General features: G+C 65.2%; 13 protein-coding genes. 12 read left to right on the forward strand and 1 reads right to left on the reverse strand.

The window, feature by feature from the left end:
* The first annotated feature begins 4 nt into the window (after window positions 1-4).
* The 9 genes from pyrH (at window position 5) to fabZ (ending at window position 9,737) form a co-directional block, all read left to right on the forward strand.
* A complete protein-coding gene (pyrH, locus tag AC0WRY_RS16000) occupies window positions 5-721 on the forward strand; it encodes a UMP kinase (RefSeq protein WP_194407890.1) in 717 nt (238 codons plus the stop codon).
* A 69-nt stretch (window positions 722-790) separates the two neighbouring features.
* The gene (frr, locus tag AC0WRY_RS16005) at window positions 791-1,354 is read left to right on the forward strand and encodes a ribosome recycling factor (protein WP_100179729.1); all 564 of its coding nucleotides are present in this window, start codon (window positions 791-793) and stop codon (window positions 1,352-1,354) included.
* Between the two features lie 11 nt (window positions 1,355-1,365).
* The gene (locus tag AC0WRY_RS16010) at window positions 1,366-2,124 is read left to right on the forward strand and encodes an isoprenyl transferase (RefSeq protein ID WP_194407891.1); all 759 of its coding nucleotides are present in this window, start codon (window positions 1,366-1,368) and stop codon (window positions 2,122-2,124) included.
* Window positions 2,121-2,963 (forward strand): phosphatidate cytidylyltransferase, encoded by an 843-nt coding sequence (locus tag AC0WRY_RS16015; RefSeq protein WP_491123377.1) that lies wholly within the window; start codon window positions 2,121-2,123, stop codon window positions 2,961-2,963. Before AC0WRY_RS16010 ends, AC0WRY_RS16015 begins: the two co-directional genes overlap by 4 nt.
* Before the next feature lie 4 nt (window positions 2,964-2,967).
* Window positions 2,968-4,191 (forward strand): 1-deoxy-D-xylulose-5-phosphate reductoisomerase, encoded by a 1,224-nt coding sequence (gene dxr, locus AC0WRY_RS16020; protein WP_491123378.1) that lies wholly within the window; start codon window positions 2,968-2,970, stop codon window positions 4,189-4,191.
* Between the two features lie 44 nt (window positions 4,192-4,235).
* Window positions 4,236-5,387 carry an RIP metalloprotease RseP gene (rseP, locus tag AC0WRY_RS16025; protein WP_194407894.1) on the forward strand — a complete coding sequence of 384 codons (1,152 nt, stop codon included), beginning with the start codon at window positions 4,236-4,238 and terminating at the stop codon, window positions 5,385-5,387.
* A gap of 176 nt (window positions 5,388-5,563) precedes the next feature.
* Window positions 5,564-8,086, forward strand: coding sequence for an outer membrane protein assembly factor BamA (gene bamA / locus AC0WRY_RS16030; RefSeq protein ID WP_194407895.1), 2,523 nt, complete (start codon window positions 5,564-5,566; stop codon window positions 8,084-8,086).
* 125 nt (window positions 8,087-8,211) lie between these two features.
* On the forward strand, window positions 8,212-9,279 hold the full coding sequence (gene lpxD, locus AC0WRY_RS16035) for a UDP-3-O-(3-hydroxymyristoyl)glucosamine N-acyltransferase (RefSeq protein ID WP_194407896.1): 1,068 nt from the start codon (window positions 8,212-8,214) through the stop codon (window positions 9,277-9,279).
* Window positions 9,276-9,737, forward strand: coding sequence for a 3-hydroxyacyl-ACP dehydratase FabZ (gene fabZ / locus AC0WRY_RS16040; protein WP_024341283.1), 462 nt, complete (start codon window positions 9,276-9,278; stop codon window positions 9,735-9,737). Before lpxD ends, fabZ begins: the two co-directional genes overlap by 4 nt.
* Window positions 9,738-9,762: 25 nt before the next feature.
* Here the strand turns inward: fabZ and AC0WRY_RS16045 are convergent, their stop codons facing one another.
* Window positions 9,763-10,086 carry a KTSC domain-containing protein gene (locus AC0WRY_RS16045; protein WP_194407897.1) on the reverse strand — a complete coding sequence of 108 codons (324 nt, stop codon included), beginning with the start codon at window positions 10,084-10,086 and terminating at the stop codon, window positions 9,763-9,765.
* A 175-nt stretch (window positions 10,087-10,261) separates the two neighbouring features.
* On the opposite strand from AC0WRY_RS16045, the gene lpxA reads away from it, so the two are divergent.
* The 3 genes from lpxA to lpxB are packed head-to-tail and all read left to right on the forward strand — an operon-like array spanning window position 10,262 to window position 13,111.
* Entirely contained in the window at window positions 10,262-11,053 is a 792-nt protein-coding gene (gene lpxA, locus AC0WRY_RS16050) for an acyl-ACP--UDP-N-acetylglucosamine O-acyltransferase (protein WP_491123379.1), read from the forward strand.
* Window positions 11,054-11,072: 19 nt separating this feature from the next.
* A complete protein-coding gene (locus tag AC0WRY_RS16055) occupies window positions 11,073-11,930 on the forward strand; it encodes an LpxI family protein (RefSeq protein WP_194407899.1) in 858 nt (285 codons plus the stop codon).
* Complete coding sequence (gene lpxB / locus AC0WRY_RS16060) at window positions 11,927-13,111, forward strand: lipid-A-disaccharide synthase (protein WP_491123380.1); 1,185 nt, start codon at window positions 11,927-11,929, stop codon at window positions 13,109-13,111. Before AC0WRY_RS16055 ends, lpxB begins: the two co-directional genes overlap by 4 nt.
* Window positions 13,112-13,208: the final 97 nt, after the last annotated feature.

A 13,208-nucleotide genomic window follows, 5' to 3' on the forward strand; every position in this document is an offset into this window, starting at 1 on the left:
GCACATGACTGATCCGGTCTATCGTCGCGTCGTGATCAAACTGTCCGGCGAATATCTCGCGGGACAGCAGGGGTTTGGCATCGACCAGGCGACCGTCGACCGGGTTGCGGACGATCTGATCGCGGCCCGCAAGCTCGGTTGCGAGGTTGCGGTCGTGATCGGCGGCGGCAATATCGTGCGCGGCGTCGAGGTCTCCGCCCGTGGCGTGTCGCGCCCGACCGGCGACACCATGGGCATGCTCGCCACCATGATGAACTGCCTCGCGCTGGAAGCGGCGATCGAGCGCAAGGGCGCGCCGGCGCGCACGCTGTCGGCCTTCGTCATGCCGGAGATTTCCGAGCTGTTCACCCGCACTGCGGCGCACAAATACCTCGCCGAGGGCCGCATCGTGCTGCTCGGCGGCGGAACCGGCAATCCGTTCTTCACCACCGATACGACCGCGGTGCTGCGCGCCGCCGAGATCGGCGCCCAGGCGGTGCTGAAGGCAACCAATGTCGACGGCGTCTACTCGGCCGATCCGAAGAAGGATCCTGCCGCCACGCGGTTTGACCGGCTGACCCATTCGCAGGCGATCGAGGGCGGCTACAAGGTGATGGATGCGACCGCCTTCGCGCTTGCCCGCGAGACGTCGCTGCCTATCATCGTATTCTCGATCGCGGAGCCGGGGTCGATCGGTGCGATTCTGCGCGGCGCCGGCCACGGAACCATCGTCGCCGGCTGAAGGCTCCCCTGACGCGTCCGAAAGGGAAGGGCGCGGGAGCAGTCGCCGGGATTTTGAAGGAGAAACGTGATGCCCACGGGTAATTTCGACCTCAACGAAGTGAAGCGCCGCATGCAAGGCGCCGTCGCCTCGCTCAAGCACGAGCTTGGCGGCCTGCGGACCGGGCGTGCGTCCGCCTCGATGCTCGATCCGGTGCAGGTCGACGCTTATGGCAGCCACATGCCGCTCAATCAGCTCGCCACCGTCAGCGTGCCGGAGCCGCGCCTGATCTCGGTGCAGGTCTGGGACAAGTCGATGGTCAAGGCGGTGGAGAAGGCGATCGTCGATTCCAATCTCGGCCTGTCGCCCGCGACCGAGGGCCAGGTGCTGCGCCTGCGTATCCCCGAGCTGAACGAGGAGCGGCGCAAGGAATTGGTGAAGGTTGCGCATAAATATGCGGAAGCCGCCAAGGTCGCCGCGCGCCACGTCCGCCGCGACGGCCTCGACGTGCTCAAGAAACTCGAGAAGAATCACGAAATGTCGGAAGACGACCAGAAGCGTCACGCCGACGAGGTGCAGAAGGCGACCGACGGCACGATCGCCGAAATCGACCAGTTGCTGGCTGCCAAGGAAAAAGAAATCCTCACCGTTTAAGGCCGCCCCCGATGTCCAACGCCGCCGCGCCTGTCACGGAAGGACCCGATCGGTCCGAGGCGCCCGCGCATGTCGCCATCATCATGGATGGCAACGGGCGTTGGGCGGCCGCGCGCGGTCTGCCGCGTGCCGAGGGGCATCGCCGCGGCGTCGAGGCCCTGCGCCGCGTGGTGCGCGCCTCGCACGAGCTCGGCATCCGCTATCTCACCATCTTCTCCTTCTCGTCGGAGAACTGGTCGCGCCCGGCGAGCGAGATCGGCGATCTGTTCGGCCTGCTGCGCCGCTTCATCCGCAACGATTTGGCGAGCCTGCATCGCGACGGCGTCAAGGTCCGGATCATCGGCGAGCGCGAGGGGCTCGAGAGCGACATCTGCTCGCTCTTGAACGAGGCCGAGGAGCTGACGCGCGACAACACACGCCTGACGCTCGTCGTCGCCTTCAACTACGGCTCCCGGCAGGAGATCGCGAAAGCGGCGCAGAAGCTCGCCCGCGAGGTCGCCGAAGGCAAGCGCGACCCTGCCACGATCGACGCCGAGACGCTCGGCGCGCATCTCGATGCGCCCGACATTCCCGACCCCGATCTCATCATCCGCACCAGCGGCGAGCAGCGCCTGTCCAATTTCCTGATGTGGCAGGCGGCCTATAGCGAGCTCGTCTTCGTGCCGATCCATTGGCCCGATTTCGACAAGGCGGCGCTGGAAAGCGCGATCGCCGAATTCGCCAGGCGCGAGCGCCGTTTCGGCGGCCTGGTCGCGAAAACCGCCTCGTGAGCGAACAGGAATCCGCACCGGTGGGCGCCAAGCCTGCCCCGAGCAATCTCGTGATGCGAGTCCTCGCAGCGCTGGTGCTGGCGCCGCTGACCATCGCGATCGCTTATGCCGGCGGCTGGCTGTGGGCGCTGCTCGTCACCCTGGTTTCGATCGGGCTGTTCGCGGAATGGCTGACGGTGGTCGGCGCAGGCTCCGCCGCGCTGACGGGGGCAGGGACGATCGTGATCGCCATGATGGGCGCCGCCGTCGCCTTTGGCGGGCTCAAGACCTCAGTCGTCGTCGGGCTCGTCGGCGGCGCGATCGTGACGCTGATCGCGCGCGGCAAGTTCGTCTGGGCGGCGACGGGATTTGCCTATGCCGCGGCGGCGCTGCTGGCCTCGATCCTGGTGCGGAAGGATCTCGTCAACGGCTTCTCCGCGCTGATGTTCGTGCTGCTGGTGGTGTGGGCGACCGATATCGGCGGCTATTTCGCTGGCCGCAGTATCGGCGGGCCGAAGCTCTGGCCGCGCGTCAGCCCGAAGAAAACCTGGGCCGGCGCGATCGGCGGCTTTGTCGCAAGCCTCCTGGTTGCGGTCGGGTTCGCGGCTTGTGGGCTCGGGAAGATGGCGCCCTTGCTTTTCGTCAGCGCCATCCTCTCCGTGGTGTCGGCATTGGGCGATCTGTTCGAATCCGCCGTGAAACGGCGCTTCGGTGTCAAGGATTCCAGTCACTTAATTCCCGGCCATGGCGGGCTTATGGACCGCCTGGACGGTTTTGTCGCCGCCATCCTGGCGGCCTGGATTATCGGCTTTCTCCGCCATGGTGTGCATAGCGCCGGAAGCGGTCTTATGGTTTGGTGAGGTTATGAGCGCAGTCCCATTGCGAAACAACAAGGCTGCGGCGGCGTCCGTCCGCAGCGTCACGGTGCTCGGCGCCACCGGCTCGATCGGCGACAGCACGATGGACCTGCTGCGCGCCTCGCCCGAGCGCTATCGCGTCGAAGCCTTGACGGCGAACAGCAATGTCGCGGCGCTGGCAAAGCTCGCGAAGGAATTTTCCGCGCGCTACGTCGCGGTCGCCGACACCTCCAAGCTCGCTGAGCTCAAGGCTGCACTCGCGGGCACGAGCACCGAATGCGGGGCCGGCGAAAGTGCCGTGATCGAGGCCGGCGCTCGCCCGGCCGATTGGGTGATGGCGGCCGTCAGCGGCGCTGCCGGATTGAAGCCGGCACTGGCCGCGGTCGATCGCGGCGCGCATGTGGCGCTGGCCAACAAGGAATGCCTGGTTTGCGCCGGTGATTTCTTCATGCAGCGGGCGGCCAAGGCGGGCGCGTGCATCTTGCCGGCCGATTCCGAGCACAACGCGCTGTTCCAGGCCTTGGCATCCGGCAATCGCGATGAACTGGTCCGCGTCATCATCACGGCGTCGGGCGGCCCGTTCCGCACCTGGAAGCCGGCCGACATCGAGCAGGCCACGCTCGAGCAGGCCCTGAAGCACCCGAACTGGAGCATGGGCCAGAAGATCACGATCGATTCGGCCTCCATGATGAACAAGGGGCTCGAGGTGATCGAAGCCTCCTATCTGTTCGCGCTCACGCCCGACGAGATCGACGTGCTCGTGCATCCGCAGTCGATCATCCACGGCATGGTCGAGTTCTCCGACCGGTCGGTGATGGCCCAGCTCGGCGCGCCCGACATGCGTACGCCGATCGCGCATTGCCTCGGCTGGCCCGACCGCATCAAGGGGCCGGCGGCGAAGCTGGATCTGGCCAAGATCGGCCAGCTGACTTTCGAGGCGCCGGATTTCGAGCGCTTCCCCGGGCTGCGTCTGGCTTTCGACTCGCTCCGGACCGGGAAGGGGGCCACCACCGTCTACAACGCGGCCAACGAGGTTGCGGTGGCAGCGTTCATCGCCGGCAAGATCCGGTTCGGGGCCATTGCCCGGCTGGTGGAGGCGACGCTGAACGACTGGATCCGCGAAGGGAACCAGGGCCCCATGACGTCAGCCGATGATGCAATCTCTGTTGACCATGTTGCGCGAAATAAAGCTGCCGCCCTATTGCCTCAAATTGCCTTAAAGGCATCCTAGATGGTTCGGGGCCAGGGCCTTGCGGCGCTGGATGAGGGAATTCGATGATCGACTTTTTTACCCATAGTTTCAATACGTTGAGCCATGGGCTCCTCGGCTACGCGGTTCCCTTCCTGTTCGTCCTGACGATCGTCGTGTTCTTCCACGAGCTCGGCCACTTTTTGGTCGCGCGCTGGGCCGGCGTGCGCGTCCTGACCTTTTCGCTCGGTTTCGGACCTGAGTTGGTCGGCTTCAACGACCGCCACGGCACCCGCTGGAAGATCTCGGCGATCCCGCTTGGCGGCTACGTCAAGTTCTTCGGCGACGAGAGCGAGGCCTCGACCCCGTCCGCGCAGACGCTTGCGGCCATGTCGGCTGAGGAGCGCGCCGGCAGCTTCCACCACAAGAAGGTCGCCCCGCGCGCCGCCATCGTCGCGGCCGGACCGATCGCCAATTTCATCCTGGGCGCGCTGATTTTCGCGGGCATGGCCCTGTATTACGGCAAGCCGAGCACGATCGCGCGCGTCGACGGCATCGTCGCCGACGGTGCTGCGGCGGCGGCCGGCTTCAAGGTCGGGGACGTCGTCGTCCAGATCGACGGCAAGCCGATCGAGAGCTTTGCCGACATGCAGCGAATCGTTGCGACGAACGCCGGTTCAGCGCTTGCCTTCCAGGTGAAGCGGGACGGTACGATCGTATCGCTGACGGCGACGCCGGCGCTGCTTGAGCGCAAGGATCCGTTCGGCAACAGTCACCGCTTGGGCGTGCTCGGCGTCGAGCACAAATCGCAGGCCGGCGAGGCCTCGACCGCGCCGGTCGGCATCGGCGAGGCGCTCAAGATCGGGGTCGAGCAGGTCTGGTTCATCATCACCAGCACCTTCAAGTTCCTGGGCTCGCTGTTCGTCGGTAACGGCAACCCCAACGAGGTCAGCGGCGTCCTGGGAATCGCGAAGATGTCGGGGCAGGCGGCCAGCGCCGGGTTCCAGTTCGTGATCAACCTGTGTGCGGTGCTGTCGGTGTCGATCGGCTTGCTGAACCTGTTCCCGATTCCGCTGCTCGATGGCGGCCACCTGATGTTCTATGCGGCTGAAGTGGTCCGCGGCCGGCCCTTGTCCGAGCGGACTCAGGAGATGGGGTTCCGAATCGGGCTCGGTTTGGTGCTGATGTTGATGGTGTTTGCGACCTACAACGACATCCTGCGGATGGCGGCATCCTGATGGCGGCTTTTTGTGGCGTTGCTGTTGAGCAACGTCTTGGAATGAAATTGAAATCACGACGCTTTCGGCCGTTTGCGGCGTCGGTGAAATTGGCTACAAGCGGCCTCGACTTGGGGAATCTTCCAGACCGGCGTTGGGGTTGGGTCTGGCTCGGAATGATAAGGGCGCGTTGCGCGATGAAGTTTGGACTGCGACTCCGGGGGGGCTTGCTCGCAACCCTGATCATGTTCGGCGCGCCGGTGGTTGCCCCGGTCGGGGCTGTTTTTGTGTCTTCGTCTGCGCTCGCTCAGACCGTTCAGTCGATTTCCGTCGAAGGAAATCGCCGCGTCGAGGTGGAGACCATCCGCTCCTATTTCAAGCCGGGTCCGGGCGGTCGCCTGGATCAAGCCGCAATCGACGACGGCCTCAAGGCGCTGATCGAGACCGGCCTGTTCCAGGACGTCAGGATCAACCGTGGTGCCGGCGGCCAGATCATCGTCTCCGTGGTGGAAAACCCGGTGATCGGCCGCGTCGCCTTCGAGGGCAACAAGAAGATCAAGGACGAGCAGCTCACCACTGAGGTCCAGTCCAAGGCGCGCGGCACCTTCTCGCGCGCCATGGTGCAGTCCGACACGCTGCGAATCGCTGAAATCTATCGCCGGTCCGGCCGCTACGACGTGCGCGTCACGCCCGAAATCATCGAGCAGCCGAACAACCGCGTCGACCTCATCTTCACGGTCGAGGAAGGCGCCAAGACCGGCGTCAAGTCGATCGAATTCGTCGGCAACAGCGCGTTCTCGTCCTATCGCCTGCGTGACGTCATCAAGACCCGCGAATCGAACCTGCTGAGCTTCCTCGCCAGCGGCGACATCTACGATCCCGACCGCGTTGAAGCCGACCGCGACCTGATCCGCCGCTTCTATCTCAAGAACGGTTACGCCGACGTCCAGGTGGTGGCCGCGCTCACCGAATACGATCCGGAGAAGAAGGGCTTCAACGTCACCTTCAAGATCGAGGAAGGCGCCCAGTACCGCGTCGGCGCGGTCGACTTCCGCTCCAGCATTCCGAACTTCGATCCCACCTCGATGCGCGGCTATTCGCGCGTCCATGCCGGCTCGCTCTACAACGTCGAATCGGTCGAGAAGTCGGTCGAGGAGATGCAGATCGAGGCCTCGCGCCGCGGTTACGCCTTCGCCGTGGTCCGTCCCGGCGGCGACCGCAACTTCGAGGCGCACACCGTCTCCGTGGTGTTCAACATCGACGAGGGCCCGCGCACCTATATCGAGCGCATCAACCTGCGCGGCAACACCCGCACCCGCGACTATGTAATCCGCCGCGAGTTCGACATCTCCGAGGGCGATGCCTACAACCGCGCCCTGGTCGACCGTGCCGAACGGCGCCTGAAGAACCTCGACTACTTCAAGAGCGTGAAGATCACGACGGAGCCCGGCTCGTCGAGCGATCGCGTGGTCCTGATCGTCGACATGGAAGAGAAATCGACCGGCGACTTCTCGATCTCGGGCGGTTACTCCACCACTGACGGCGCGCTGGCCGAAGTCTCGATCTCCGAGCGCAACCTGCTCGGCCGCGGCCTGTTCGCCAAGGCGTCGGTGACCTATGGTCAGTATGCACGCGGCTACTCGCTGTCGTTCGTCGAGCCGTATCTGCTCGACTACCGCGTCGCGCTCGGCCTCGACCTCTATCAGCGTGAGCAGAAGTCCAACAGCTACATCTCCTACGGCACCAAGACGCTCGGCTTCTCGCCGCGCCTCGGCTTCTCGCTGCGCGAGGATCTGTCGCTGCAACTGCGCTACTCGATCTACCGGCAGGAAATCACGCTGCCGTACTATCTGGCGAACTGTAACAACAACATCGGCACCGCGGCGTTCAACCCGAGCCCGGCCTTTGCCGCCGTCAACGGCATCGACCTGAGCGGGACCAACGGCCTCGGCTGTTACAGCGACGGCGAAGCCTCGCTGCCGGTGCGCAAGGAGCTTGCTAACGGCAAGACCCTGACCTCGGCGCTCGGCTACACGCTGACCTACAACACGCTGGACAACAACAAGAACCCGACCGACGGTCTGCTCGTCGACTTCCGTCAGGATTTCGCCGGCGTCGGCGGCGACGTCTCCTACCTGAAGTCCGTGGTCGACGCGAAGTACTACACTCCGCTGGTGTCTGACATCGTCGGCCTCGTCCGCGTGCAGAGCGGCATGCTGAACAAGATCGGCAGCGACCTGCGCATGCTCGATCACTTCCAGATGGGTTCGAACCTCGTTCGCGGCTTTGCTCCGAACGGTATCGGCCCGCGCGACTTGAATCCCTACGGCACGCAGGATGCGCTCGGCGGCACCAAGTATTGGGGCGCTTCGCTCGAACTGCAGATGCCGTTCTGGTTCCTGCCGAAGGAAGTGGGTCTGAAGGGTGCGGTCTATGCCGACGCCGGCGGCCTCTACGACTATAAGGGACCGACCAGCTGGACCACGACCAACGAGGTCAACGCTCCCGGCTGTATCCCCTCGACCATCAATCCGTCGAGCACCGGAACCTGTACCGGCCTCGTCTATGACGATAGCAAGGTCGTCCGCTCGTCGGTTGGTGTCGGTCTGATCTGGCAGTCGCCATTCGGTCCGCTGCGCTTCGACTACGCCGTGCCGCTCAGCAAGGGCAAGTACGACCGCGTCCAGGAGTTCCGGTTCGGCGGCGGCACCACGTTCTAATTCGATCAGCACGGCACGATCCGGATCAATGGAGCCGGTTTCCGAAAGGGATCGTGCCATTCCAAGAGATGGGGCATGATGCGGCTTGACCGCTTCATGCCGAAGCCGGACCGCGACGGGGTGGAATGGCGCAGCCGACCTTCTTCAAAAAGCCGCCGGCCTCGACGCTGGCCGGCATCGCCGCGCAGACCAAGGCGCAGCTGATCGACCCGTCGAGGGGCGACCAGATCATCACGGGCCTTGCTTCGCTCGACGAAGCCGGCCCGATGCACTTGGCCTTTTTTGACAACCTCAAATACATCGGGGAGCTCAAAGCGACCCGTGCCGGGGCCTGCCTGGTGAGCCCGCGCTTCGAGGCCCAGGTGCCTGCCCACGTGGCCGTGCTGCGGGTGGCGCAGCCGTTCCGTGCCTTCGTCGGGATCGCACGGGAATGGCACGCCGATGCGCTGCGCCCGCAGTCCTGGTTCGGCATCGAGGGGATCGCACCGTCCGCCATCATCGATCCCTCGGCCCGGATTGAGGACGACGTCATCGTCGAGCCCCTGGCGGTCATCGGCCCGGACGTCGAGATCGGCAGCGGCACGGTGATCGGCGCCGGCGCGGTCATCGGCCCTGGCGTCAAGATTGGCCGGGACTGCAATGTCGGCGCCCGCACGGCCATCCAGTGCGCCCTGATCGGCAACGACGTGCTGATCCATCCCGGCTGCTCGATCGGCCAGGACGGTTACGGTTTCATCTTCTTCGGCCCCGAGGGGCACCTGAAAGTGCCGCAGACCGGCCGCGTGCTGATCCAGAACCATGTGGAGGTCGGCGCCGGCACCACCATCGATCGCGGGTCCTTGCGCGACACCGTGATCGGGGAGGGCACCAAAATCGACAATCAGGTCCAGATCGGCCACAATGTGACCATCGGCCGGAATTGCCTGCTGGCGGCTCAGATCGGTCTCGCCGGCAGCCTGACCATCGGCGACAACGTGGCGCTCGGGGCCAAGGTGGGCATCAACAACCACCTCAAGATCGGCGATGGAGCCCAGGTCACCGCGATGAGCGGCGTCAAGGACGACATCCCGGCAGGCGGACGCTGGGGTGGATTTTTTGCCAAACCGACCAAGCAATGGTTCAAGGAAATCATCGCGGTGGAGCGTCTGGTACGCGACAGCAAGGCCGATGCGAAGGACGAGGGACGGGAATGACGGCGGAATCACCTGTGAAGTTCGAGCTGGTGGACATCAATGCGATCCTCCAGACCCTGCCGCACCGCTTTCCGATGCTGCTGATCGACCGCGTGATCAACATCCGCGCCGATTACAGCGGCATCGGCATCAAGAACGTCACCTTCAACGAGCCGGCCTTCCAGGGGCATTTCCCGGAGCGCCCGGTCTATCCCGGCGTCATGATGATCGAGGCGATGGCGCAGACGGCGGGCGTGATCGGCATCAAGTCGGTCGAAGGCACCGAGAAACCCCGCGCGGTGTATTTCCTCACCATCGACAAGTGCAAGTTCCGCAAGCCCGTGCTGCCCGGCGATACCATCGAGTACCACATGCGCTCGCTTGGCCGCCGCAAGGCCATGTGGTGGTTTCACGGCGATGCCAAGGTCAACGGCCAGGTGGTTGCGGAAGCCGATGTCGGCGCCATGCTGACGGACTGAGGCGGCTTCGGCGGCAAGCTGGGCCTCACGCGCTGCAATCGTAGCGGCCGCCGGCGGCCTCGCGCCTGATCTGCCGGTTGAAGAACTGGCCCATGGACGGCGCGCCCAGAAGGCTGTCGACCGTCTCGGCCGCGACGCCGCAATAGCGCGCATAGGAGCCGCCGGTCGCAACGACGAGGTCATGCTGTGCGCGGTCATAGCAGACGCGTTGAAGCACCGTGCTGCGACTGATGTCGCGGCATTCGAATGTCGCAAGGTCGATGGGCCGGCGATCGACGGTCTCGACGGTTTCCGAGACGATCGGCGCGGTTGCAAGCTGTGCAAGCAGAAGTGCCAAGGCCCTGACCACGAGTGTTGAAGCTCCGCATGAACGTGTTGACGGACCGGGACGGCTGCCTCATCCGATACTTGAAACAGGCAGAGATGATACGTCACTGGACAGATCGGGCATAGACGCGCTAACCACCGGAAAACCGAGCGACTTCAATACATAATCAGAGCTTCCTAACGAGTAAGATTGCTTGATGAGCAAGATTGATCCCACCGCACGGGTCGCGGACGGCGCCGTGATCGGCGAGGGCACCGAGATCGGGCCCTATTGCATCATCGGCCCGAACGTCGTGATCGGCGCGAACTGCAAGCTGATCGGGCATGTGCATGTCACAGCGCAGACGACCGTCGGCGATGATTGCACCATCTACCCGTTCGCCTCGCTCGGCACGCCGCCGCAGTCGCTCAGCTACCGTGGCGAGCTGACGAAGCTCACGATCGGATCGGGATGCACCATCCGGGAATCCGTGACGATGAACGCCGGCACGGTCGCCGGCGGCGGCATCACCACGGTCGGCGATCGCGGCTACTTCATGAATTGCAGCCATGTCGGCCATGACTGCCATGTCGGCAATGACGTGATCTTCGCGACCTCGGCGACGCTCGGCGGTCACGCCGAGATCGGCGACTTCGTCTTCATCGGCGGCCTGTCCGCGGTGCACCAGTTTACCCGCATCGGACCGCAGGTCATGGTCGGCGGCGTCTGCGGCGTGCGCGACGACATCATCCCGTTCGGTCTCGTCAACGGCCAATACGCGGTGCTCGAGGGCCTCAACATCATCGGCATGAAGCGGCGCAAGTTCACCAAGCAGCGGCTGGCGACGGTGCGCGGATTCTACCAAAAGCTCTTCCATGGCCCCGGCACCTTCGCCGAGCGGCTGGAGGCATCCCGGCCGCTCGCGGGCGAAGATCCGGCGATCGCCGAAATCCTCGACTTCATCGGCAAGGGCAAACGCCCGCTCTGCCTTCCCGCCATCGCGAAGTGATTTTGGGATGGCCGCGGGCATGACATCGGCGGCTGCGGAGATCGCATCGCCGGTCGGCATCGTCGCCGGCGGCGGCGCGATGCCGTTCGCGGTCGCCGACTCGCTTGCCGCCCGCGGCATCACGCCGGTGCTGTTTCCGCTGCGGGGGGCCTGCGATCCGGCGCGGCTTGAGAAATTCCGTCACCGCTGGATTTCGGTCGGCCAGCTCGGCCGCGCAATGCGGCTGTTTCGCGAGGAAGGCTGCCGCGACCTGATCTTCATCGGCACATTGGTGCGGCCCTCGCTCTCGGAGATCCGGTTCGACGTCAAGACGCTGCGCCTGCTCGGCAACGTGATCCGCGCCTTTCGCGGCGGCGACGATCATCTGTTGTCCGGCGTCGGCCGCATCCTCGAGCAGGACGGCTTCCGCATGGTCGGCATCAAGGACGTCGCACCCGACCTGCTGATGCCCGAGGGCTGCATCAGCCGCGCCTGGCCGAACGACAACAGCAAGACAGACATCGAGCGCGGCCGTGCGGTGCTGGCCGCGCTCGGCCCGTTCGACATCGGCCAGGCTGCGGTCGTGATCGACGGCCATGTGGTCGCGGTCGAGGACATCGAGGGCACCGACGCGCTGCTGGCGCGCGTCGCGCGGCTGCGCGAGGAGGGGCGCATTCGCGCAGCTAGGGGCCGCGGCGTGCTGGTGAAGGCGCCGAAGAGCAACCAGGATCTGCGCTTCGACCTGCCGACGATCGGCCCGCGCACGCTCGAAGGTGTCGCCGCCGCGGGCCTCGCCGGCATCGCCGTCATTGCCGGCAACACCATCGCGGCCGAGCCGCAGGCGATGATCACGCTCGCCGATGCCAAATACCTCTTCGTCATCGGCCTGCCGGCGTGATGCAATCCCGCGATCCCAAGCGCAGGATCTTCCTGATCGCCACCGAGGAATCCGGTGACCGGCTCGGCAGCGCCTTGATGAAGGTGCTGCGCCAGCGCCTCGGCGACGGCGTCGAGTTCGCAGGCGTCGGCGGCCGCACCATGGCGCGCGAAGGGCTGGAATCGCTGTTTCCGATCGAGGAGCTGTCGATCGTCGGCTTCGCCGCAGTGGTGCAGCAATTGCCGAAGATCCTGCGGTTGATCCGCGACACCGCGGACGCCGTGCTCGAAGCTGCGCCGGACGCGCTCGTCATCATCGACAGTCCCGATTTCACCCATCGCGTCGCCCGCCGCGTGCGCGCGAAGAATTCCGCGATTCCGGTGGTCGATTACGTCTCGCCGCAGCTCTGGGCGTGGCGGCCGGGGCGGGCGCGGACCATGCTCGGCTATGTCGACCACGTTCTCGGCCTGCTGCCGTTCGAGCCGGAGGAATACCGCAAGCTCGGCGGGCCGCCATGCAGCTATGTCGGCCATCCCCTGGTCGAGCAATTGTCCTCGCTGCGCCCGAACGCGGAGGAGCAGGCCCGCCGCGACGGCGAGCCGCCGGTGCTGCTGGTGCTGCCCGGCAGCCGCCGCAGCGAGGTCAGGCACCATCTCGACGTGTTCGGCGCAACGCTCGGCCGCTTGCAGGCGGACGGTCTCGCCTTCGAGCTGATACTGCCGACCATGCCGCATCTGGAAGCCACCATCCGCGAAGGCATCGCGAATTGGCCGGTCAAACCGAGGATCGTGACCGGGGAGAACGAGAAGCGCGCCGTATTCCGCATCGCGCGTGCAGCCCTGGCCAAATCCGGTACGGTGACGCTGGAGCTCGCGTTGTCGGGCATTCCGATGGTGACTGCCTATCGCGTCGGCGCGGTCGAGGCCTTCATCCTGCGCCGCGCGATCCGCGTCTCCTCGGTGATCCTCGCCAATCTCGTGATCGGCAGGGATGTCATTCCGGAGTATCTCCAGGAGGAGTGCACGCCGGAGAAGCTGGCGCCCGCGCTTCACGATGTGCTGACGGACTCCCCGCTGCGGCGGCAGCAGGTCGAGGCTTTTGCCCAGCTCGACCAGATCATGTCGACCGGCAACAAGCCGCCGAGCGTGCTCGCGGCCGACATCGTGCTGAAGACGATGCGGAAGGGCGAGAGACCGAGCTAAGGCGCCTCGCAAGCGTGGGCTGGCGGCGGCGGAGCGGAAGCCGCTTGGTTTGAGCGCAATTGGCGGCTTTTGACCGATTCTGTTGAAAAAGGCGGCG

This window comes from Bradyrhizobium sp. T-12 (genome assembly GCF_058314695.1).

Bases quoted from the DNA above. Each gene is read 5' to 3' on its own strand.
- pyrH (WP_194407890.1), top strand. From the start codon at position 5: ATGACTGATCCGGTCTATCGTCGCGTCGTGATCAAACTGTCCGGCGAA.
- frr (WP_100179729.1), top strand. From the start codon at position 791: ATGCCCACGGGTAATTTCGACCTCAACGAAGTGAAGCGCCGCATGCAA.
- AC0WRY_RS16010 (WP_194407891.1), top strand. From the start codon at position 1,366: ATGTCCAACGCCGCCGCGCCTGTCACGGAAGGACCCGATCGGTCCGAG.
- dxr (WP_491123378.1), top strand. From the start codon at position 2,968: ATGAGCGCAGTCCCATTGCGAAACAACAAGGCTGCGGCGGCGTCCGTC.
- rseP (WP_194407894.1), top strand. From the start codon at position 4,236: ATGATCGACTTTTTTACCCATAGTTTCAATACGTTGAGCCATGGGCTC.
- bamA (WP_194407895.1), top strand. From the start codon at position 5,564: ATGAAGTTTGGACTGCGACTCCGGGGGGGCTTGCTCGCAACCCTGATC.
- lpxD (WP_194407896.1), top strand. From the start codon at position 8,212: ATGGCGCAGCCGACCTTCTTCAAAAAGCCGCCGGCCTCGACGCTGGCC.
- fabZ (WP_024341283.1), top strand. From the start codon at position 9,276: ATGACGGCGGAATCACCTGTGAAGTTCGAGCTGGTGGACATCAATGCG.
- lpxA (WP_491123379.1), top strand. From the start codon at position 10,262: ATGAGCAAGATTGATCCCACCGCACGGGTCGCGGACGGCGCCGTGATC.
- AC0WRY_RS16055 (WP_194407899.1), top strand. From the start codon at position 11,073: ATGACATCGGCGGCTGCGGAGATCGCATCGCCGGTCGGCATCGTCGCC.